Below are 20,541 nucleotides of genomic sequence, written 5' to 3'. Positions count from 1 at the left end.
AAATAAGTAAAGGGCAGGTTTTAAATTCCTGCCCTTAGATCTAGCATATTATCTGGTGATTCGGAACGGTTATTTCTTAAATTTCGGCAGTGGTGAGGCAATGCCAGCAGCGATGTCAATTGATCTGGAAGGATCTCCCTGGCTGTCTGTGCCGTTGGCAATCTTGGCCCGGATACGTGCATTTACCCGTGCCAGGTCAATGCCGGTTGCGGTAACGACCTCGGCCAGAACTTCTTCTGTGGCAATGAGGTGATAGGCCATGTTTTCAGTCTTTTGTACCAGGACATCAAGGGTTTCGCCAAGCGTCCCCACCAGACTGGAAAGGGCTGACAGGTTTTCTACAACAAGTTGCTCACTTGAAAGATCGGCTGATTTTACAGTCGCTGCCGGTTTTCTGGTGGCCTTTGTGGCGACCTTTTGTGGTGCCTTCTTAGCCGGAGCTTTGGGGGCTGCCTTTTTCGCTGATTTAGTTGTTGCCATGGTGGTAATGTCTCCTTTCGTGATGGTTGTTCATACGAAGAGTCAAAGTTGATTAGTTACAGAGTAGCACGGACCTGGAGCTGGTCAAGTACCTAGGTGAAAAAAATGCTGTTGCTTCTGCATGTTTTACGGTTGACGATTCGGGATTATGGATTATTATTACTAGGCTTGTCTGTTGATGTTGTGTGGATTCAGTAATTGCGTCAGTTAATCATCTTACATGAGGAGGAACAGGGTATGGCTTTGCGGGTTGCAATTAACGGTTTTGGACGTATCGGCAGGATGGTTCTCAGGGCGGCCTGCAAGGACAAGAATTTTGAGTTTGTAGCAATCAATGACCTGACTTCTGCTGCTACGCTGGCACACCTCTTTAAGTATGATTCTGTACATGGAACTTTTCCTGGTAAGGTTGAGGCTAAGGACGATCAGCTGATTATCAATGGCAAGGCAATCAAAATTTTTGCTGTTAAAAATCCTGAAGAACTGCCTTGGAAAAAAGAGAAGGTTGATATCGTACTTGAGTGTACCGGTATTTTCACCGATCGTGCAAAGGCTGAGCTGCACCTGAAGGCCGGGGCAAAGAAGGTGGTTATTTCTGCACCAGCTACCAATGAGGATATTACCATCGTCATGGGGGTTAATCATCATCTGTATGATCCCAAGAAGCACAATATTATTTCCAATGCCTCATGTACCACTAACTGTCTGGCTCCGGTGGCCAAGGTGCTGCACGAGACCTTTGGTATTGAGAAAGGGCTGGTTACTACGGTTCATTCCTACACCAATGACCAGAATATTCTGGATCTTCCACACAAGGACCTGCGCCGCGCCCGTGCTGCCGCTATGTCCATGATTCCTACCACAACCGGTGCTGCCAAGGCAGTCTCACTGGTGCTTCCAGAGCTTAAGGGCAAGTTGGATGGTATGGCTATCCGGGTGCCAACTCCGAATGTTTCAGTGGTTGACCTGGTGGTTACGCTGAAGAAGAAGACTGATGTAGCCAAGGTTAATGCTGCTCTCAAGAAGGCTGCGAAAGGCGCTCTGAAAGGTGTCCTTGGCTATGAAGAGGCACCGCTTGTTTCCATTGATTATAACGGAAATCAACTCTCCTCCATTGTTGATGCTTCATGCACCAAGGTTCAGGATGGAAACCTGGTAAAAGTCCTTTCCTGGTACGATAATGAGTGCGGCTTCTCCAATCGTGTGGTTGATCTGTTGAAGCTGATTGATAGCAAGAAGTAGGTTGGCGATATTCGATGCATGGAGGGGGATCTGCAATCCCCCTCTTTTTTTATCAGATTACAATGTGCCAGGGAGGATGCTTTTATGCCGATTCGTTATATTGATCAACTGAAGGATCTGAAGGGTAAGAAGGTGTTTATTCGGGTTGATTTTAACGTGCCTCAGGATGAGAAGGGCAACATTACCGAAGATACCCGTATTGCCGGTGCTGTTCCAACTATCAAATATGCGGTTGAACAGGGGGCAAAAGTGGTGCTGGCTTCCCATCTGGGGCGCCCTAAGGGGGAGAAAAAGCCTAAATATACCATGGCTCCTGCTGCCAAGCGGCTTTCTCAGCTGCTTGGTAAAAAGGTTGTGCAGGCCCCTGATTGTTTTGGCCCTGATGTGGATACACTGATTAATGCCATGAAGCCGGGTGATGTGGTGATGTTGGAAAACGTTCGCTTCTATCCTGGAGAAGAAAAAAATGATCCTGAGTTTGCTCGGCAGTTGGTAAACGGGTGCGAAATCTATGTCAACGATGCCTTTGCTGTTTCACACCGTGCCCATGCCTCGGTTGAGGCGATTACCAAGCTGGTGCCGACGGTTGTAGCCGGCTTTTTGATGAAAAATGAGATGACCTTCTTTGACAAGGCGATGAGCAATCCGGTTCGTCCGTTGGTTGCTATTCTTGGTGGCGCAAAGGTCTCCGGCAAGCTGGAGGTGTTGGAAAAGCTGGTCAATAAGGTTGATAAAATTGTGATCGGCGGCGGCATGGCCTTTACCTTCCTTAAGGCGATGGGCTACGGCGTTGGTAAATCTCTGGTTGAGGATGAGCTGATTCCGACTGCCAAAAAGATCATGGATAAAGCCAGGAAAAAGGGTGTTACCTTTTATCTGCCGGTTGACTGCGTGGTGGCCAATGCCTTTGAGGCCACGGCGACCAATTTTGTGACACCTGTGCAGGAGATACCGGAAGGCTGGATGGCGCTTGATATCGGTCCTGCATCAGCCACACTGTTTGCTGAGACCTTGCGTGATGCAAAGACCGTGATCTGGAATGGGCCGATGGGGGTGTTTGAGATGGACGCCTTCTGTCGTGGTACCTTTGCTGTTGCTGAGGCAGTGGGCAACTGCTATGCCACAACGGTTATCGGTGGCGGTGATACAGACGCAGCGGTCAACAAGGCGGGGGTTGCTGCCAAGGTCAGCTACATTTCTACCGGTGGCGGCGCGTTTTTGGAGCTGCTTGAAGGTAAGATTCTGCCAGGGGTGAAAGCCCTTGATGTGAAGAAATAGGGGGCTCCATGCGTACACCACTTATTGCTGGAAACTGGAAGCTGTTCAAGACGCTGGCTGAGGCAACAGCTTTAGTTGATGAGTTGGCTCCCCTGATTAGTGCTGTGGATGATGTTGAGGTTGTTGTTGCTCCTGTCTTTACAGCCATTAGCGCTGTCGCAAAGGCTGCTGAAAAAACGGTTATCAAGGTAGCAGCACAGGATTGCTACTGGGAAGAAGAGGGGGCCTTCACCGGCGAGGTATCGCCCAAGCTGCTTAAAGATGCTGGCTGCAGCCATGTTATTATAGGCCACTCTGAACGTCGCCAGTATTTTGGTGAAACCGAAGAGACCGTCAATCGTAAGACCAAAGCAGCTTTGAAAGCCGGTTTAGTTGTGCTGCTGTGTGTTGGTGAAACCCTTGCTGAACGGGAATCCAATGCCACGTTTAGCGTCATCAAGACTCAGGTTAGTGGCGGTCTTGCTGGTATCCCTGCTTCTGATCTGGCCCACGTTGTTATTGCCTATGAGCCGGTCTGGGCGATTGGTACCGGCAAAACGGCCAGTGATGCACAGGCCCAGGAGGTGCATGCCTTTATACGTTCACTGGTCGCAGAACTCTATAGCTCATCAGAAGCCGATGCGCTGCGTATTCTGTATGGTGGAAGTGTAAAGCCGGAGAATGTCAAAGGGTTGATGTCGCAAGCCGATATTGATGGCGCATTGGTTGGGGGCGCAAGTCTTAAAGCTGAATCATTTGCAGGTATTGTTCGTTTCAAGGGTTGATTTCATACTTTACATCAGCACTGGCGCTGTGGTATTTAATCAGCTTCATTTTTGAGAGGATACACGAACTACTATGACAACCCTCATTACAATTTTGCATGTGCTGATCAGTCTGTTTATCATTGGGATGGTGCTACTCCAATCTGGCAAAGGCGCTGAAATGGGCGCTTCATTTGGAGGCGGTGGCAGTCAGTCTGTGTTTGGCGCAGGTGGTGGAGGAAACTTTATGACCAAGTTAACCACTGCGGCAGCCATTATCTTTATGCTTACGTCACTGACTCTGGCATATTTTTCCGGCCATATGCCTGCATCGTCAATTATGTCTGGCAAGCAAGCCCAGAAGCCTGCCCCTGTTGCACCGGCGGCACCGACTCCTACTGCTCCGGCAACTCCGGTCGTGCCAGCTAAGTAGATTTAGGGTTGATTTGTTTTCAGGGATCTGATAAATATTTCAACTCTTGTGCCGAAGTGGTGGAATTGGTAGACACACCATCTTGAGGGGGTGGCGGGCGATAGCCTGTACGAGTTCGAGTCTCGTCTTCGGCACCAACTAACATTCTAAGGCTCCTTCTCTTTGTGGAAGGGGCCTTTTCTACTTTACATTACACCAGTTGTTCATTATTCTTCCAAATTCCATTCGTATCATCAAAAGTCAGTGAGAGTTCATGGATATCAGTAAGATTCGCAACTTTTCAATTATTGCCCATATCGACCACGGTAAGTCTACCTTGGCGGATCGTCTGCTGGAGTATACCGGCGCCCTGACTGCCCGGGAGATGCAAAGCCAGTTCCTGGACAAGATGGATCTTGAGCGTGAGCGAGGGATTACCATCAAGGCTCAGACGGTGCGTCTTAATTACACGGCAGATGATGGGAATACCTATATCCTCAATCTGATTGATACCCCTGGGCATGTTGACTTTACCTATGAGGTGTCACGTTCCCTTGCTGCCTGTGAAGGCGGTTTGCTAGTGGTTGATGCGTCGCAGGGGGTTGAGGCTCAGACCCTGGCGAACGTCTATCTTGCGCTGGATAACGACCTGGAAGTGTTTCCCGTGTTGAACAAGATTGACCTGCCGGCAGCTGAGCCAGAGCGGGTCAAGCATGAGATTGAAGAGATTATCGGGATTGATGCCCATGATGCAGTGATGGCTTCTGCAAAAGAGGGGATCGGTACCCGCGAAATTCTGGAACAGATCGTCAGGAAGATCCCGGCTCCGCAGGGTGACGCCGCTGCTCCATTGAAGGCGCTGCTGTTTGATTCCTGGTATGACCAGTATCAGGGCGTTATCATCCTGGTGCGCCTGTTTGAAGGCACCCTGAAAAAGGGTGATAAAATTCAGCTCATGTCAACCAACAAGGCCTATGAGGCGCTTAAGGTTGGTGTGTTTGCGCCGGTTATGGTTGAAGTGCCTGAACTAACAGCTGGCGAAGTAGGGTTTGTGATAGCCGGTATCAAGGATGTGGCAGATGCCAAGGTCGGTGATACGGTTACGCTGTTACACCGGCAATGCACTGAGATGCTGGGGGGATTCAAAGAAGTAAAGCCGATGGTGTTTTCCGGCCTCTATCCGATTGACACTGCCCAGTATGAGCAGTTGCGTGATGCCCTTGCCAAACTGAAACTGAATGACTCCTCGTTTTCCTTTGAGCCGGAGACATCGGTCGCCCTTGGCTTTGGCTTCCGCTGCGGCTTTCTGGGGCTGCTGCATATGGAGATTATTCAGGAACGTCTGGAACGTGAGTTTGGGCTGGATCTGATTACCACGGCTCCAACGGTTGTCTATCGTGTGCATAGGATGAGTGGCGAAGTGTACTCTATCCAGAGCGCCAATCAGATGCCGGAGCTGCAGAGTACGGAATATCTGGAAGAGCCGTTTATCCTTGCCCATATCCATGTCCCCAATGATTTTGTGGGTGGTGTGCTGGCGCTTTGTGAGGACAAGCGTGGCGTCCAGCGCGAGATTAAGTACCTTACCCCAACGCGGGTTATGATCATCTATGAATTGCCGCTGAACGAGATCGTGCTTGATTTTTATGATCGCCTCAAATCAATCACCAAGGGGTATGCCTCCCTTGATTATGAACATCTGGAATATCGTCGTAGTGATCTGGTCAGAATGAATGTCTTGATCAATGGCGAGGTGGTTGATGCCCTGTCGCTGATCCTGCATCGCGACAAGGCCTATTTCCGAGGACGGGATCTGGTTTCCAAGATGAAGGAGCTGATTTCCCGCCAGATGTTTGAGGTGGCGATTCAGGCTGCCATCGGTAGCAAGATTATCGCCCGTGAAACCGTTAAGGCGATGCGCAAGGATGTACTTGCCAAGTGCTATGGTGGTGATATTACCCGTAAGCGCAAGTTGTTGGAAAAACAGAAGGAAGGCAAGAAGCGGATGAAGAATGTTGGCAACGTTGAGCTGCCCCAGGAGGCGTTCCTGGCCATCCTCAAGGTTGACGACAAATAGGAAGGGACATTCATGGCAGATCTGAACGAACAGCAGCAACCTGAAGAGATTCAAAAGAAGAGTCTCTGGCGTGAGTATACTGAATCCATTATTATTGCCGTGCTTCTGGCGCTGGTGATTCGGACCTATGTGGTACAGGCCTTTAAAATCCCTTCCGGTTCCATGGAAGACACCCTGCTGATTGGTGATCATCTGCTGGTCAGCAAGTTTATTTATGGCACCCAAATTCCCTTTACTGACAAGCAGGTCATTAAGCTGCGCGACCCCAAGCGTGGTGACGTGGTGGTGTTTGAGTACCCTGAAGATCCCCGCAAGGATTTTATCAAGCGGGTGATCGGCGTGCCTGGTGACGTGGTTGAAGGCAAGGATAAAAAGGTCTATGTCAACGGTAAGCTGTATGAAAATCCCCATGAGGTACATAAAGAACTGGAGATAATCCCCAAAGAGCAGAATCCCAGGGATACCTTTGGACCGATTGTGGTGCCGGAAAACTCCTATTTTGTGATGGGGGATAACCGGGATCGCTCATACGACAGCCGTTTCTGGAAGTTTGTCCGTCGTGATCAGCTGAAAGGTTTGGCGTTCATTAAATACTGGTCCATTGATGGGCCGTGGTACAAGTTCAATATCCGCTGGCGAAATATCGGGCGGTTGATCGACTAATAAACTGGAGGATTAAGTATATGGATACATTGGGAAACTGGAAGCGTTCTGATTACTGCGGCTCTTTGACTGCCAAGGATATTGGCCGTGAAGTGGTGCTGATGGGCTGGGCTCTGCGCCGTCGTGACCATGGCGGTCTGATCTTTATTGACCTGCGTGACCGGGAAGGGATTGCACAGGTTGTGTTTGACCCGGAGGTTAACTCAGCTGCCCATCAGGTGGCTGAAGGGGTGCGCAGTGAGTTCGTGCTGGCCATTAAAGGCACGGTTATTCCTCGCCCTGAAGGTACGGTAAATCCTAATATGAAGACCGGTGAGGTAGAGATTCAGGTGGCTGAGTGCAAGCTGCTGAACCGCTCCAAGCCGCTGCCGTTCATGCTGGATGAGCATAGCGAAGTGAACGAAAATATCCGCCTGAAGTACCGCTATCTGGATATGCGTCGCCCTCAACTGGCTCAGAACCTGATTCTGCGTCACCAGGTTGCCCAGGCTACCCGCCAGTATCTGACCGAGAACGGTTTTCTGGAGCTGGAGACACCCTTCCTTACCAAGTCAACTCCGGAAGGTGCCCGTGACTTTTTGGTGCCATCACGGATCAATCAGGGGCAGTTTTACGCCCTGCCGCAATCCCCTCAGATCTTCAAGCAGATCCTGATGATCTCAGGATTTGATCGCTATTTCCAGATTGTACGCTGCTTCCGTGATGAGGATCTGCGTGCTGACCGTCAGCCTGAGTTTACCCAGATTGACTGCGAGATGTCATTCATCGACCGTGAGGATATCATCACGGTAATGGAAGGGCTGATTGCACGGGTCTTTAAAGAGGCCAAAGGGGTTGAGGTGCAGCTGCCGGTTGAGCGGATGACCTATCAGGAGGCGATCCGTCGTTTTGGTGTGGATAACCCTGATCTGCGCTTTGGTCTGGAACTGGTGGAGTTAACGGATATTGTCAAAGGTTCCGGCTTCAAGGTGTTTAACGAAGTGGCTGCTGGCGGCGGTATTATCAAAGGGATCAATGCCAAGGGCTGTGCAACCTTCTCACGTAAAGATATCGAAGAGCTGACCAGCTTTGTCTCCATTTATGGCGCTAAAGGTCTGGCCTATGTCAAGATGACTGCCGAGGGCTGGCAATCACCGATCACCAAGTTTTTTACAGAGGCCGAGATTGCAGCCATGAATGGTGCTTTTGGGGCAGAAGAGGGTGACCTGCTGTTGTTTGTGGCTGATAAACCCAAGGTGGTGAATGACTCACTGGGCAAGCTGCGCAACCAGCTGGCTTCTCAGCTTAAGCTGACCAATCCTAATGAATTCCGTTTTGTCTGGATCACCGACTTCCCGCTGTTTGAGTGGGATGAGGATGACAAGCGCTGGTGTGCCGTGCATCACCCCTTCACTGCACCGATGGACGAGGATGTTGACTATGTTGAGTCTGATCCGGGCCGTTGCCGCGCCAAGGCCTATGACCTGGTGTTGAACGGTAACGAGATCGGCGGCGGCTCAATCCGTATTCACCAGGAACAGGTGCAGTCGCTGATGTTCAAGATGCTGGGCCATTCTGAAGAGGACAAGCGTGCCAAGTTTGGTTTCCTGTTGGATGCTCTGGAATATGGTACGCCGCCCCATGGTGGTATCGCCTTTGGTCTGGATCGTCTGATCATGCTGTTGACCGGTTCTGACTCAATTCGTGACGTTATCGCCTTCCCCAAGACCCAAAAAGGGACCTGTATGATGTCTGAAGCGCCTTCAACAGTAGATACCAAGCAGCTGCGTGAGCTGGGAATTCGCCTTGCTACGCCTGCTGCGTCTCCTGCGGTTTAGCTCGTACTGATGTCTGTTCTGGTGCGCCTCATACTGCTGGTTCTGGTGCTTGTGACTATGGCTGGTTGTGGTAGTCATGACCCGGTCTGGCGTATGAAGGCGCAATTAACGCTGCTGCAACTGCAGGGAGAGAATGCAGCAGCATCTCACCCTGATGATTACGCCCATGTCAGTAGTACGTTTCAGCAGGGCGAGACATTGCTGCTTGAACAGAAAGAAGAGGACGAAGCTGACCAGCAGTATAAGTTGGCGTATCAAAAAGGGCTGCTGCTGAAGCAAGAGGTTACCCTTTATAAAGAACGGCTGAAAGAAGAGGCTCGGCAAAAGGCTATTGAGGAACGTGCTATCCGGGAGGAAGAGGAGCGGAGCCGGCTTGAGGCGGAGAAAAAACGTCAACAAGAACTGGATGAAGCTCAGAAGGCTTTGCAAAAGAGCCAGAAGAATGATGAAGCGGCAGAGTCTGCGGCCCGCGTGGCACAACCCACCTCATATACGGTGCGTCGAGGTGAAACCCTGCCCCAGATCGCTGCCAGACCAGAGCTCTACAATGATATGGCGCTTTGGCCTTTGATTTACCGGGCAAACAGAGATCAGATTCGTGATCCCTATCAACTCTGGCCTGGTCAGACCTTGAAGATCCCCCGCAATTTCAGTAGAGAAGAGGCACTGGAGGCGCGCAGGCAGGCCCATCGTCGGAACCCTTAGCTGGCGATCATAAAAGGGTCTGATTTTAGTCGCATTAAACCTTTTCCACTCTACCGACAAGTTTGGTTAAATAGAACAGATGTGTCACGATTTCCCCTTGACACTCCAAGTCCTTTTGCATACTGTATACACGATTTTTAGGTGCTGTAGTCTATACTGATTGTAACATGTTGCAATCAGTATATTAAATTCCATATATAAGTATTACACCAAAACAAGGAGAGAACATGGCAACTGAATCAGCAAAGATTATCTGGTCCAAGATTGACGAAGCACCCGCACTGGCAACATACTCTCTGCTCCCTATTGTAAATGCATTTACCAAGGCTGCCGGCGTTGTTGTTGAGACCCGCGACATCTCTGTTGCAGGCAGGATCATCGCAAACTTCCCTGACTATCTGACTCCTGAGCAAAGAATGCCAGACTATCTGGCAGAACTGGGAGATCTTACCCAGAAGCTTGAAGCCAACATCATCAAGCTGCCCAACGTCAGTGCCTCGATTCCTCAGCTGAAGGCCGCCATCAAGGAACTGCAGGAGCAGGGCTATAAGCTGCCTGACTATCCTGAAGAGCCTAAAACTGACGCCGAGAAAGAACTGCATGCCCGTTATGCCAAGTGCTTGGGTTCTGCTGTTAACCCGGTTCTGCGTGAAGGTAACTCTGACCGTCGTTCGGCAAAGGCTGTTAAGGAGTACGCAAAAAAATATCCACACAAGATGGGTGCCTGGAAATCAGATTCCAAAACCCATGTATCCTGGATGGAGTCATCTGACTTCTATGCAAATGAAAAAGCAGTAACCATGGAAAAAGCCGGCAATGTCAAGATTGAGTTTGTTGACAAGGCCGGTAACGTTACTGTGCTGAAAGAAAAACTAGCACTGCAGGCTGGTGAGATCCTTGATGGTACCTTTATGAGTGCCAAGGCTCTGCGCAAGTTTATTCAGGAGCAGATTGATGATGCCAAGGCCAAAGGGGTGCTGTTCTCGGTTCACCTGAAAGCCACCATGATGAAGATTTCTGACCCGATCATGTTCGGTCACTTTGTTGAGGTTTATTACAAGGATGTGTTTGAGAAGCATGCCGCAACCTTCAAAGAGCTGGGTGTTAACCCTGATCTTGGTATGGGCGATCTGTACCTGAAGATTGCCAAGCTGCCTGCAGATAAAAAAGCTGAAATTGAAGCTGATATCCAGGAAGTCTACAAGAAGCAACCGCCTCTGGCCATGGTTGACTCCGACAAAGGTATCACCAACTTGCACGCCAGTAACGATATCATCATCGACGCCTCCATGCCGGTGGTTATCCGTGACTCCGGCGGCATGTGGGGCCCAGACGGCAAGCTGCACGATGTCAAGTGCGTAGTGCCGGACCGTTGCTATTCCCGTTGGTATCAGGTGTGTGTGGACTTCTGTAAGGAAAATGGTCAGTTCGATCCGACCACCATGGGCTCAACTTCTAACGTTGGTCTGATGGCTCAAAAAGCAGAAGAGTACGGCTCACACGACAAGACCTTCAAGATCGCCGCAGACGGTACCGTGCGGGTGCTTGATGAGGCCGGTAACGTGCTGATCCAACATGACGTTGAAGCTGGCGATATCTGGCGTGGTTGCCAGGCCAAAGACCTGCCTATTCAGGATTGGGTCAAGCTGGCAGTACGTCGCGCCCGTGCCACCGGTGCACCTGCCATCTTCTGGCTGGACAAGGAGCGTGGTCACGATGCTCAGATGATTGAGAAGGTTAACAAGTATCTGAAGGATCACGACACCACTGGTCTTGACATTCAGATCATGGCGCCGGTTGATGCAATGCTGTTTACCTGCAAGCGCGCAAAAGCTGGTCAAGACACCATTACTGTTACCGGTAACGCACTGCGGGATTACTTGACTGACCTGTTCCCGATTCTTGAGCTGGGTACCAGTGCCAAGATGCTCTCTATCGTACCGCTGCTGGCTGGTGGTGGTCTGTTTGAGACCGGCGCAGGCGGTTCTGCTCCTAAGCATGTGCAGCAGTTTGTTGAAGAAGGCTATCTGCGTTGGGATTCACTGGGCGAGTTCCTGGCCCTGGCAGTTTCCCTTGAGCACCTGGCTGCAACCTTCAAGAACGAGAAGGCTCAGCTGCTGGCTGACACCCTGGATCAAGCAAACACCAAGTTCCTGGATAACAACAAGAACCCGGCCCGTAAGGTTGGTCAGATTGATAACCGTGGCAGCCACTTCTACCTGGCCATGTACTGGGCAGAGGCACTGGCAGCTCAGACCAAGGATGCCGATCTTGCAGCCCGCTTCACCAAGGTTGCCAAGCAGCTTCAGGAGAATGAAGAGAAGATCAATGCCGAGTTGATCGGTGCCCAGGGCAAGCCACAGGATCTGGGTGGTTATTACAACACTGATCCTGTCAAGACTGAAAAGGCAATGCGTCCAAGTGCAACACTGAACGCTATTGTTGACGCTATCTAAGCTTCTGTTGGTTCGGGGAGTCGGTCTTTCCGGCTCCCCTCGTAAGTTTCAGACATAAACTGCTGTTGGTGTAAAAATCGAAACACATACCAAACGAGGAGGAAGAAACAATGGGACGTAAAAAGATTTCATTGATTGGTGGCGGACAGATTGGTGGCGTTCTTGCTCAACTTTGCGCACTGCGTGAGCTGGGTGATGTTGTTCTGTTTGACATCGTAGAAGGTATGCCCCAGGGCAAGATGCTGGACATCGCTGAGGCATCCCCGGTTGACGGCTTTGACGTCTGCCTGCAAGGTACCCAGGACTACAAAGATATCGCAGGTTCCGATGTTGTTATCGTAACCGCCGGTCTGCCCCGTAAGCCGGGCATGAGCCGTGATGACCTGATTGCAACCAACTCAAAGATCATGACTTCTGTTGCAGAAGGAATCAAGCAGTACGCTTCCAACGCCTTTGTTATCATTATCTCCAACCCGCTGGATGCTATGGTTACCCTGTGCCAGAAGATCACCGGTATGCCTGCAAGCCGCGTTGTTGGTCAGGCTGGCGTACTTGACTCCGCACGTTTCAAAGCCTTCATTGCATGGGAGCTGGGCGTGTCTGTGAAGGACGTTTCCGCCATGACTCTGGGCGGCCACGGCGACGACATGGTTCCTCTGGTTCGTTACGCTGCAGTAAACGGCATTCCTGTTATGGAACTGCTGGAGCAGAAGTACGGTGCAGACAAGGCTAAAGAAGTTATGGAAGCAATGGTTAACCGTACCCGTCTGGCTGGTGGAGAAGTTGTTGCCCTGCTGAAGACCGGTTCCGCTTTCTACTCACCTGCTTCTTCCGCTATCGCTATGGCAGAATCAGTACTGAAAGACCAGAAGCGCGTACTGCCTACCTGCTGCCTGCTGAACGGCGAGTTCGGTGTAAACGGCTACTATGTTGGTGTTCCTGCTGTTCTGGGTTCAAACGGCGTAGAGAAAATTCTGCAGTTCAAACTGGATGCAACTGAGCAAGCCATGATGGATAAGTCTGTTGCAGCAGTAAAAGGTCTGGTTGACAGCCTTGACAGCATCCTGAAAGGTTAATTCGCCTTTTACAGGCTCTGTAGTGCCTGCAAGAGAAGGGTGGTTTGTACACCGCCCTTCTCTTGCCGCATCAAGAGCCTTTATTTCACACCTCCGAATACGGATAGAAGGAGTTGAGCCGATGTCTGAAGAAAAGAAGCTGCCACGTATCGAGATTATTGAGAAGTATTGTAAGGGCTGCCACATTTGTGTGGAGTTCTGTCCCACCAAGGTTCTTGAAATGAAAGGTTTTGTTGCCTCTGTCAAGGATCTGGAGAAGTGCATCAAGTGCATGCAGTGCGAACTGCGTTGCCCTGACTTTGCCATCAAAGTTCACGCCGAATAATAAGACGGGAGGATTTCAAAGTGTCAAAAAAAGTCGGTTTTTTACAAGGTAACGAGGCAGCTGCCCACGGCGCACTGTATGCCGGTTGCAAGTTCTTCGCTGGTTACCCCATTACTCCCTCCACCGAAGTGTCGGAGGTGTTGTCCATTGAACTGCCTAAAGTAGGTGGCAAGTTCATTCAGATGGAAGATGAGATCGGTGCTATGGCTGCCCTGTTGGGCGGGGCTCTGGCCGGTCAAAAAGCCCTGACCTCTACCTCAGGCCCTGGTTTGTCCCTTAAGCAGGAGCTGATCGGTTATGGCTGTATCGCTGAGATCCCTTGCGTTGTGTACAACGTTATGCGTGGTGGTCCATCAACCGGTATGCCTACTGGCCCTTCACAATCAGACGTTATGTGTGCCAAGTGGGGTACCCACGGTGACCACGCCACTATCGCCCTGATGCCTGCTTCTGTGCAGGAAACCTACGACATGATCGTACGTGCTTTCAACCTGGCAGAGAAGTATCGTATGCCGGTACACGTACTGCCTGATGAGATCGTTGCTCACATGCGCGAGCGGATTGAATTCCGTGAGCCGGGCGAACTGGAAGTAATTGATCGTACCGCTCCTTCGGTGCCACCTTCCGAGTACAAGCCTTATGACACCAAATTTGGTGATGTGCCTCCTCTGGCTGCCTTCGGTTCCGGCTACAAGTTCCACGTAACCGGCCTGAACAAGCTGCCTGACGGCTTCCCCACCACTAAGGCCGAGTACGTCCAGGCTGAGGAAGAGCGTCAGATCCGTAAGGTTACTGCTAATATTGATGAAATCGTTGAGTTTGAAGAGTTCAAACTGGAAGACGCTGAAATCTGTGTTGTTGCCTACGGTTCAACTTCCCGCTCTGCTCGTTATGCAGTAAACGAGGCCCGTGAGCAAGGGATCAAGGTTGGTATGTTCCGGATCAAGACCTTCTGGCCTTTCCCAGACAAGCAGATCAAGGCCCTGGCCGAGAAGGTAAAAGGTTTCATCGTACCTGAGATGAACCTGGGTATGTGCAGCCTTGAAGTTGAGCGTTGCGCACAAGGCAAGGCTCAGATCCTCGGGATCAATCGTGTTGACGGCGAGCCGATCAACCCCGAGCAGATCATTGAGAAGATCAAGGAGGTTAAGTAACCATGGCTTTTGATTACGAAAAATATATCCGTCCGGGCAAGTTGCCCCACATCTGGTGCCCAGGCTGCGGCCACGGTATTGTTATGAAGGGCCTGATCCGTGCCATGGACAGCCTTAACCTGGTCAAGGAAGAGACCGCTATCGTTTCCGGTATCGGTTGTGCTTCTCGTCTGCCTGGTTACATTGATTGCTGTACCCTGCACACCGCTCACGGCCGTGCAGCTGCTTTTGCAACCGGTGTAAAAATGGCAAAGCCTGAGATGAACGTGATTCTGGTTGGTGGCGACGGCGACGGTACTGCCATTGGTGGTAACCACTTTATCCACGCCTGCCGTCGTAACATCAACATGACCTACATCATCCTGAACAACTACATCTACGGCATGACCGGTGGTCAGTTCTCACCTTGTACGCCGACTGGCCACAAGGCATCTACTACCCCTTACGGCAACCCTGACCCAGGTTTCGATATCGCCAAGTTGGCTATCGGCGCTGGCGCCAGCTTTGTTGCCCGTGGTACTGCCTTCCATGCCAACCAGATCGACAAGCTGATTGCTGAAGCTATTCAGCACAAAGGCTTCTCCGTGGTTGAGATCCTGGATGACTGCCCCACCACCTATGGCCGTCGCAACAAGTACAAGTCGGTTATTGAGATGATGAACCGTCTGAAAGAAGTTGCTGTGCCGGTGAAGGCTGCCGAGAAGATGACTGCCGAGCAACTGCAGGGCAAGGTGCTGACTGGTGTACTGCACAAGGTTGAGCGTCCTGAGTACTGCGAAGAGTACGCTAAGGTTATCGAGCGCGCTGGCGGCAACAAATAGGAAATGGTTCTTTTCCGTTCTGGCTTCGTTGTCCTTCGGTCGTGCGTACTCGACGTACTGTAAGGTACGCCTCCGTCGCACTTCCTCGGACAGCCTGGCCAGAACGAAAAACTACTCATTTCCTCAAGAGATATTATTACTCTGAAAAAGGAGAAGATAGATGGCCAGGTATGAATTACGTTTTTCCGGTGCCGGCGGACAAGGTCTGATCACTGCGGGGATCATCCTTGCTGAGGCAGCCTCCATCCATGAAGGCAAGCAGGCTGTACAGTCCCAGAGCTACGGCCCTGAGGCTCGTGGTGGTGCTTCAAAGTCAGAGGTCATCATTGATGATGTACCGGTTGACTACCCCAAGGCAACCAAGGTAGATGCCCTGTTGGCTCTGACCCAGGAAGCCTGTGACAAGTACAGTGCTGACCTGAAGGATTCCGGCATTCTGCTGTATGACACCGACCTGGTAACCAAGTTGCCAGAAGGTGGCTTCAAGAAGGTTGGCTTCAACATCATCAACACTGCAAAGAACGAAGTTGGTCGTGAGATTGTTGCCAACATCGTTGCTCTGGGTGCGATGATCGCCCTGACCGGCGTTGTCTCCCGTGAAAACGGCCTGAAGGCTGTTCTCTCCCGGGTGCCTGAGGCATTCCTGGAGCTGAACGAGAAGGCCTATGCTGCTGGTTTTGAGAAGGCAACTGCTGCTGCAAAGTAGTTGTTAACAATCCGCAGTACACAAAAGGCCCGGTGCATCTGCATCGGGCCTTTTGTTGTATGGCTAATGAATTTCAACCGGACCGGTCTGGTGGCTTGGGCGTTTTAGCAGCAGTAAAAGCGGGATAATAGCCAGAAAGGCCAGACCGATGATAAAGAAGATCCTGTTGTAAGCCAAGGTCGCCGCCTGTTTTCGTACCATACCGTAGATCATACCAATGGCGGTTTGATCAGCCTGGGTTGCCTGCATCCCTTTGGCAATCAAGGCCTGTTTCAGTTCTGATAGCCGCATCTGGAAGACTGGGTTATAGGGGGTGACGTGGGCAGACAGGCTGGTTTGGTAAAACTGTGACAGGCGAGAAAGCAGGGTGGCCGCAATGGCGATCCCCACGCTGCCACCAATGTTACGCAACAGGTTGAAGACGCCGGTGGCATTGCCCATCTCCTGACGGGCAATACCGGAGAGGGTGACGGTGGTCAGCGGTACAAAGATCATAGCCAGACCAATCCCCAGTACAATGCGTGGCCAGACAAAGGCCCAGTAGGAGGCCTGCAGATTAAGCCCCTGCATCAGGTACATTGAACAGGCGCTGATAATCAGCCCAACCAGGACGATCTTGCGGCCATCACGTTTCTGGAGCATGGCACCAACAAACGGCATGGTGAGCAGGGTGGCAATGCCGCCCGGTGCCATGACCATGCCGGCATCGGTGGCAGAGTAGCCCATCAGGGTCTGCAGAAACATCGGTATCAGCATGATAGAACTGTAGAGGCCGAATCCCACCACAAACATGACCAGGTTTCCTGCTGAAAACGATATACTCTTAAACAGGCGCAGGTTGACAATCGGCTGTTCATGGGTCAGTTCCACCCAGATCAGGGCAACCAATGAAACCACCGTGATGACGCTAAAACTGATGATAAAGTTTGAGTTAAACCAATCTTCTTGCTGGCCCTTGTCCAGCACCACCTGCAGCGCACCCATGCTGACTGTCAGCAGGAATAGCCCCCAGTAATCGACCTTGCGCACCTTTGCCATCCCTTCCCGCAGGTAGGGGGAATCAAAGATAAACAGGGTACACATGGCAGCAGCGATCAGGCCGATCGGGATGTTAATGTAGAAGATCCAGCGCCAGTTCATCTGGTCGGTGATCCAGCCACCCAGGGCAGGTCCCACAATTGGGCCGGTCATGGCACCCACCCCGAAAATCGCCATGGCGATACCATGTTGCTTAGGGGGGAAGGTCTCCAGCAGGATCGCCTGGCTGATCGGTATCAGGGCTCCTCCGGCAGCACCTTGCAGCACCCGGAAGAGGATCAGGGTGCCCAGATTGGGGGCTGCGCCGCATAGCACTGATGAGAGAGTAAACAGGGTGATGCAGGTTAGTAGAAAACGTTTGCGTCCGAACATGCGGGCCAGCCAGCCGGTCATCGGCAGCACTACGGCGTTACTGACCAGATAGGAGGTCAGCACCCAGGTGATCTCTTCGGTGCCAGCATTCAGGCTGCCCTGCATATAAGGCAGTGCCACGTTGGCCACCGAGGTGTCGATGATCTCCATGATGGTTGGCAGCATCACGGTGATTACGATCAGCCACTTATTGATGGTCCGTGCCTCGGTCATTTGCTGAACGGGATTAGCTCTTTTAAAACCTGTCCGGCTGTCCGACCGGTCTGTACGGTGGGGATGACGCTCATGCCAACTCGCAATTGGTGGTCAGGGTCACTGGACTGATTGATCATGATCTTGACAGGAATCCGCTGGACCACCTTGACATAGTTGCCACTGGCATTTTCAGGTGGCAGCAGAGAAAACGCAGCGCCAGTGCCGGCCATGATGCTTTCAACCGTGCCACTGAAGGTCTTGCCTGGATAGGCGTCAACCTTGAAGCTGACCTTCTGGCCCGGCTTGATATAGGTCAGCTGACTCTCTTTGAAATTGGCCGTAACCCATGAACTAGCCAGCGGCACTACTGCCATCAGGGCCTGGCCCGGCTGGATGGTGGCACCTGTTTCCACCCCTTTGCGGGTGATGTAGCCATCCACCGGCGCCACAATACGGGTATAGGTCAGTTTAAGCCGTGATTCAGACAGTTCTGCCTGCTTCTGGCGTACCCGTGCCTTGCCACCGGGGCCGTTGGTGATGCCGGCTAGCGCCTCCGCGCGTTTCTGTTGTTCTACTGCCTCCTGCAACTGGGCGTCAGCAACACGCTGGTTGGTCCGCAGACGGTCTAACTGCTCTTTGGGAATTACCTCACGGCTATACAACGCCTCGCCCCGTTTAAGGTCTAGTTTGTTCTGTTCCTGGCGGGCTTTGGCTGATTGCACAGCAGCACGGGCAGCAGCTACCTGCGAGGCGTCACCAGAGGTTTCGTTAAGGGCAATGCCAACGGCCGCCTCAGCCTTTTCCGCAGCTACGCGGTAGTCGGCTGGATCAAGTTCAACCAGCAGCTCTCCTTTCTTTACCAGCTGATTGTCCTTCGCATGGATCGTTGTCACGGTCCCCGAGATCCGTGCCGAGATCGGGTGGATGTTTGATTCAATAAAGGCGTTATCAGTGGTGATGTTGGTTCTTGCATCAATCAGCCAGCGCAGCCCCAGCCAGATGCCGATTGCAGCCAGTGTCAACATCAGGATGGCCGCCTTGCGTTGAGGTGTCAGCCCAGTTTTTACCGCCTCTGGTTGGATAGCAGGTGTAGAATCTGAGGGTGGGGTAGGGGTGGTTATTGATTCTTCAGGCATGCTCGCTCCTGTTAAAGTTCGCCAACCGCCTTGCGCAGGCGGGCAGAGGAAATCTGGTAGTCGTAGTAGGCGCGGTAATGCTCTGTCCTGCTTTGAGAGAGCAGAGTCTGGGCATCAAGTACATCCGTAGCAGTGCCAACCCGCTCCTGATAACGGTTCTGGTTGATCCGCAGATTTTCCTCCCCCTGTTTGATCGCTTCAACGGTGACAGCAATCCGCTCACGGGCTACCTTGGTGTCGTTTTGAGCCATGGCTATCTCAAGCCGGGCCTGCTGCTCTGCCATCTGAAGTTGCTGTTGGGTGCGTGAACGTGTGCTGACTGATTTTTCCCGGCTTGCAGTGGAACTGAATCCGTCAAACAGATTTATTTTCAGGCCAATGGTGCCGGCGTAGATCGCCTGTTCGCGCATTTTATCGTTCTGAAGGTAATCCATGGATGCCCGAGCAAAGATCTCTGGATAAAAAAGTGTCTTACTCTCGCGCAGTTCCTGGTCGTTGACCTCAAGCTGCTTGCGTAATGCATGCAGATCTGGTCGTAGGGCAAGTGCTTTGGCTGTATCAGTCGTCGGTATGGTTGCGGCTGGTGCTTCGGAAGGTTCCAGCAGCTCTGGCTGTTGTCCTGGTTCGCCACCGATCAGAAAGTTAAGCTGCAGGCGCAGGTTAGTTACCATATTCTGAATTGATAATAGCTTCTGACGTGTTGAGGCGCTGCGTAGATCAGCCTGCAGCAGGTCATTACGGGTGACTACTCCATTATCGTATAACGTCCGGGCTACGCGCCGGTGTTCCGTCACTGTCTGCAGTTCCTGTTGGGTCGTGATGACCTGTTTTTCTGCCTCAAGTACGGCAAAGTAGGCTTCTATCACCTGCAGGCTTACCTCCTGCTCTTTTGACCGGATACCGCTTTCCACTGCCTTGTTTGCTGATTGTGCCTGCTTGCGGCGGGCATCACGACGACCAAAGTCATAGATGGTCTGGGTTGCAGCCAGATTGGCAAAGCCGTAGGAGCCTTGCTGAGTCTCCATAGTCATGCCATTAATCTTCATGGCCTGCGGTTCAAGCTGGGCTGTGTAGCCGCCCTGCAGGTCTACTCTGGGATAGAGACTGCTATCTGACTGGCGTACCTGCTGGTTCGCAACAGACTGATCCCAGCGGACCGTTTGCAACAGGGGGTTACGTTCTTTAGCCAATTTCAGGCAGTCATCCAGGCTTAAAGTAGCGCAGTAACCTGTCTGTGTGACCAGCATCAGACCAAGTATGCATAATGCTATGTTAGGCTGCAGTCGTGGCATACGTTTTCCTTTCTCCACGAAGTGTTTCAAGCATCTGTCTCAGCTGCTGTTTGTCTGATTCGGAAAGCCCTGCTGTAAAGCGGTCCAGTACCTCATGGGCAAGGCAGGTCAGCTCAGGCTCCAGGCTCCAGGCATGTTCAGTCAAATATACCAGATGGGCACGCCTGTCTTGGGGATGGGGGCGGCGTTCCAGCAGGTTAGAACGTGCCATTCGATCAAGCAGACCGCCAATGGTGGTGCGGTCAATCTGGGTCTTTTCAGACAGCTCTGTCTGGGTTAGACCATCCTGTTGCCAGAGAAAGGCCAGAACACTGAACTGTGGTGGTGTCAGATCAAAGCGGCTGATCTCTTCGGAAAAGAGTGCCCAGCCCCGCTGGTGAGCTTTAGCCAGCAAAAAACCGATGCTTTTTTCAATATCATACATGGTAAGCTCCTGCTGAAAGTTATCTCATAATACTGATAATCAGCATACTGTCAAAATCTTTGTGCGCTCAGTTCATTTTTTAACAACTTGTTACGGGTCTGTAGCTTAAATTATGTGATTTCGTGATGT

The 20,541-nt window shown here is 51.6% G+C and carries 19 protein-coding genes and 1 tRNA gene; 15 read left to right on the top strand and 5 right to left on the bottom strand.

What is annotated here, in order from left to right; translation table 11 throughout:
• Nucleotides 1–69: 69 nt before the first annotated feature.
• Nucleotides 70–480 (bottom strand): hypothetical protein, encoded by a 411-nt coding sequence (locus B5D39_RS14710; protein WP_078791222.1) that lies wholly within the window; start codon nucleotides 478–480, stop codon nucleotides 70–72.
• Nucleotides 481–717: 237 nt separating this feature from the next.
• Between B5D39_RS14710 and gap the strand changes: the two genes are divergently transcribed.
• From gap to B5D39_RS14635, 15 genes are all read left to right on the top strand, one after another.
• Nucleotides 718–1,722, top strand: a complete 1,005-nt coding sequence (gene gap, locus B5D39_RS14705; protein WP_078791221.1) for a type I glyceraldehyde-3-phosphate dehydrogenase — start codon at nucleotides 718–720, stop codon at nucleotides 1,720–1,722.
• Between the two features lie 84 nt (nucleotides 1,723–1,806).
• Nucleotides 1,807–3,000: a phosphoglycerate kinase gene (locus B5D39_RS14700; protein WP_078791220.1), complete on the top strand. Its 1,194-nt coding sequence runs from the start codon at nucleotides 1,807–1,809 to the stop codon at nucleotides 2,998–3,000.
• An 8-nt stretch (nucleotides 3,001–3,008) separates the two neighbouring features.
• Nucleotides 3,009–3,764, top strand: a complete 756-nt coding sequence (tpiA, locus tag B5D39_RS14695) for a triose-phosphate isomerase (protein WP_078791219.1) — start codon at nucleotides 3,009–3,011, stop codon at nucleotides 3,762–3,764.
• Nucleotides 3,765–3,837: 73 nt separating this feature from the next.
• Nucleotides 3,838–4,176 (top strand): preprotein translocase subunit SecG, encoded by a 339-nt coding sequence (secG, locus tag B5D39_RS14690; protein ID WP_078791218.1) that lies wholly within the window; start codon nucleotides 3,838–3,840, stop codon nucleotides 4,174–4,176.
• A gap of 50 nt (nucleotides 4,177–4,226) precedes the next feature.
• Nucleotides 4,227–4,313, top strand: a tRNA-Leu gene (locus B5D39_RS14685).
• Between the two features lie 116 nt (nucleotides 4,314–4,429).
• A complete protein-coding gene (gene lepA, locus B5D39_RS14680; RefSeq protein ID WP_078791217.1) occupies nucleotides 4,430–6,232 on the top strand; it encodes a translation elongation factor 4 in 1,803 nt (600 codons plus the stop codon).
• 12 nt (nucleotides 6,233–6,244) lie between these two features.
• Nucleotides 6,245–6,895 carry a signal peptidase I gene (lepB, locus tag B5D39_RS14675; RefSeq protein ID WP_078791216.1) on the top strand — a complete coding sequence of 217 codons (651 nt, stop codon included), beginning with the start codon at nucleotides 6,245–6,247 and terminating at the stop codon, nucleotides 6,893–6,895.
• Between the two features lie 20 nt (nucleotides 6,896–6,915).
• Entirely contained in the window at nucleotides 6,916–8,712 is a 1,797-nt protein-coding gene (aspS, locus tag B5D39_RS14670) for an aspartate--tRNA ligase (protein WP_078791215.1), read from the top strand.
• A 9-nt stretch (nucleotides 8,713–8,721) separates the two neighbouring features.
• A complete protein-coding gene (locus tag B5D39_RS14665; RefSeq protein ID WP_078791214.1) occupies nucleotides 8,722–9,417 on the top strand; it encodes a LysM peptidoglycan-binding domain-containing protein in 696 nt (231 codons plus the stop codon).
• 227 nt (nucleotides 9,418–9,644) lie between these two features.
• A complete protein-coding gene (locus tag B5D39_RS14660; RefSeq protein WP_078791213.1) occupies nucleotides 9,645–11,873 on the top strand; it encodes an NADP-dependent isocitrate dehydrogenase in 2,229 nt (742 codons plus the stop codon).
• A gap of 110 nt (nucleotides 11,874–11,983) precedes the next feature.
• Nucleotides 11,984–12,949, top strand: a complete 966-nt coding sequence (gene mdh / locus B5D39_RS14655) for a malate dehydrogenase (RefSeq protein WP_078791212.1) — start codon at nucleotides 11,984–11,986, stop codon at nucleotides 12,947–12,949.
• Between the two features lie 121 nt (nucleotides 12,950–13,070).
• Nucleotides 13,071–13,274: a 4Fe-4S binding protein gene (locus B5D39_RS14650; RefSeq protein ID WP_078791211.1), complete on the top strand. Its 204-nt coding sequence runs from the start codon at nucleotides 13,071–13,073 to the stop codon at nucleotides 13,272–13,274.
• Nucleotides 13,275–13,294: 20 nt separating this feature from the next.
• Complete coding sequence (locus tag B5D39_RS14645; RefSeq protein ID WP_078791210.1) at nucleotides 13,295–14,428, top strand: 2-oxoacid:acceptor oxidoreductase subunit alpha; 1,134 nt, start codon at nucleotides 13,295–13,297, stop codon at nucleotides 14,426–14,428.
• A gap of 2 nt (nucleotides 14,429–14,430) precedes the next feature.
• On the top strand, nucleotides 14,431–15,249 hold the full coding sequence (locus B5D39_RS14640) for a 2-oxoacid:ferredoxin oxidoreductase subunit beta (protein ID WP_078791209.1): 819 nt from the start codon (nucleotides 14,431–14,433) through the stop codon (nucleotides 15,247–15,249).
• Between the two features lie 160 nt (nucleotides 15,250–15,409).
• Nucleotides 15,410–15,955 (top strand): 2-oxoacid:acceptor oxidoreductase family protein, encoded by a 546-nt coding sequence (locus tag B5D39_RS14635; RefSeq protein ID WP_078791208.1) that lies wholly within the window; start codon nucleotides 15,410–15,412, stop codon nucleotides 15,953–15,955.
• A gap of 63 nt (nucleotides 15,956–16,018) precedes the next feature.
• Here B5D39_RS14635 and B5D39_RS14630 read toward each other — a convergent pair whose 3' ends face one another.
• The 4 genes from B5D39_RS14630 to B5D39_RS14615 are packed head-to-tail and all read right to left on the bottom strand — an operon-like array spanning nucleotide 16,019 to nucleotide 20,412.
• Nucleotides 16,019–17,578 (bottom strand): DHA2 family efflux MFS transporter permease subunit, encoded by a 1,560-nt coding sequence (locus B5D39_RS14630; RefSeq protein ID WP_078791207.1) that lies wholly within the window; start codon nucleotides 17,576–17,578, stop codon nucleotides 16,019–16,021.
• On the bottom strand, nucleotides 17,575–18,696 hold the full coding sequence (locus tag B5D39_RS14625) for an HlyD family secretion protein (RefSeq protein ID WP_078791206.1): 1,122 nt from the start codon (nucleotides 18,694–18,696) through the stop codon (nucleotides 17,575–17,577). The genes B5D39_RS14630 and B5D39_RS14625 overlap by 4 nt, the downstream gene beginning before the upstream one ends.
• Before the next feature lie 11 nt (nucleotides 18,697–18,707).
• Entirely contained in the window at nucleotides 18,708–19,988 is a 1,281-nt protein-coding gene (locus tag B5D39_RS14620) for a TolC family protein (protein WP_078791205.1), read from the bottom strand.
• Nucleotides 19,969–20,412, bottom strand: coding sequence for a MarR family winged helix-turn-helix transcriptional regulator (locus B5D39_RS14615; protein ID WP_078791204.1), 444 nt, complete (start codon nucleotides 20,410–20,412; stop codon nucleotides 19,969–19,971). The genes B5D39_RS14620 and B5D39_RS14615 overlap by 20 nt, the downstream gene beginning before the upstream one ends.
• Nucleotides 20,413–20,541: the final 129 nt, after the last annotated feature.

The organism is Trichlorobacter thiogenes (assembly GCF_900167465.1).
Classification (GTDB): domain Bacteria; phylum Desulfobacterota; class Desulfuromonadia; order Geobacterales; family Pseudopelobacteraceae; genus Trichlorobacter; species Trichlorobacter thiogenes.
Note: the sequence above shows the minus strand (reverse complement) of the source record. Positions and strands in the feature narration are given on the sequence as shown.

Bases quoted from the DNA above. Each gene is read 5' to 3' on its own strand.
- B5D39_RS14710 (WP_078791222.1), bottom strand. From the start codon at position 480: ATGGCAACAACTAAATCAGCGAAAAAGGCAGCCCCCAAAGCTCCGGCT.
- gap (WP_078791221.1), top strand. From the start codon at position 718: ATGGCTTTGCGGGTTGCAATTAACGGTTTTGGACGTATCGGCAGGATG.
- B5D39_RS14700 (WP_078791220.1), top strand. From the start codon at position 1,807: ATGCCGATTCGTTATATTGATCAACTGAAGGATCTGAAGGGTAAGAAG.
- tpiA (WP_078791219.1), top strand. From the start codon at position 3,009: ATGCGTACACCACTTATTGCTGGAAACTGGAAGCTGTTCAAGACGCTG.
- secG (WP_078791218.1), top strand. From the start codon at position 3,838: ATGACAACCCTCATTACAATTTTGCATGTGCTGATCAGTCTGTTTATC.
- lepA (WP_078791217.1), top strand. From the start codon at position 4,430: ATGGATATCAGTAAGATTCGCAACTTTTCAATTATTGCCCATATCGAC.
- lepB (WP_078791216.1), top strand. From the start codon at position 6,245: ATGGCAGATCTGAACGAACAGCAGCAACCTGAAGAGATTCAAAAGAAG.
- aspS (WP_078791215.1), top strand. From the start codon at position 6,916: ATGGATACATTGGGAAACTGGAAGCGTTCTGATTACTGCGGCTCTTTG.
- B5D39_RS14665 (WP_078791214.1), top strand. From the start codon at position 8,722: ATGTCTGTTCTGGTGCGCCTCATACTGCTGGTTCTGGTGCTTGTGACT.
- B5D39_RS14660 (WP_078791213.1), top strand. From the start codon at position 9,645: ATGGCAACTGAATCAGCAAAGATTATCTGGTCCAAGATTGACGAAGCA.
- mdh (WP_078791212.1), top strand. From the start codon at position 11,984: ATGGGACGTAAAAAGATTTCATTGATTGGTGGCGGACAGATTGGTGGC.
- B5D39_RS14650 (WP_078791211.1), top strand. From the start codon at position 13,071: ATGTCTGAAGAAAAGAAGCTGCCACGTATCGAGATTATTGAGAAGTAT.
- B5D39_RS14640 (WP_078791209.1), top strand. From the start codon at position 14,431: ATGGCTTTTGATTACGAAAAATATATCCGTCCGGGCAAGTTGCCCCAC.
- B5D39_RS14635 (WP_078791208.1), top strand. From the start codon at position 15,410: ATGGCCAGGTATGAATTACGTTTTTCCGGTGCCGGCGGACAAGGTCTG.
- B5D39_RS14630 (WP_078791207.1), bottom strand. From the start codon at position 17,578: ATGACCGAGGCACGGACCATCAATAAGTGGCTGATCGTAATCACCGTG.
- B5D39_RS14625 (WP_078791206.1), bottom strand. From the start codon at position 18,696: ATGCCTGAAGAATCAATAACCACCCCTACCCCACCCTCAGATTCTACA.
- B5D39_RS14620 (WP_078791205.1), bottom strand. From the start codon at position 19,988: ATGCCACGACTGCAGCCTAACATAGCATTATGCATACTTGGTCTGATG.
- B5D39_RS14615 (WP_078791204.1), bottom strand. From the start codon at position 20,412: ATGTATGATATTGAAAAAAGCATCGGTTTTTTGCTGGCTAAAGCTCAC.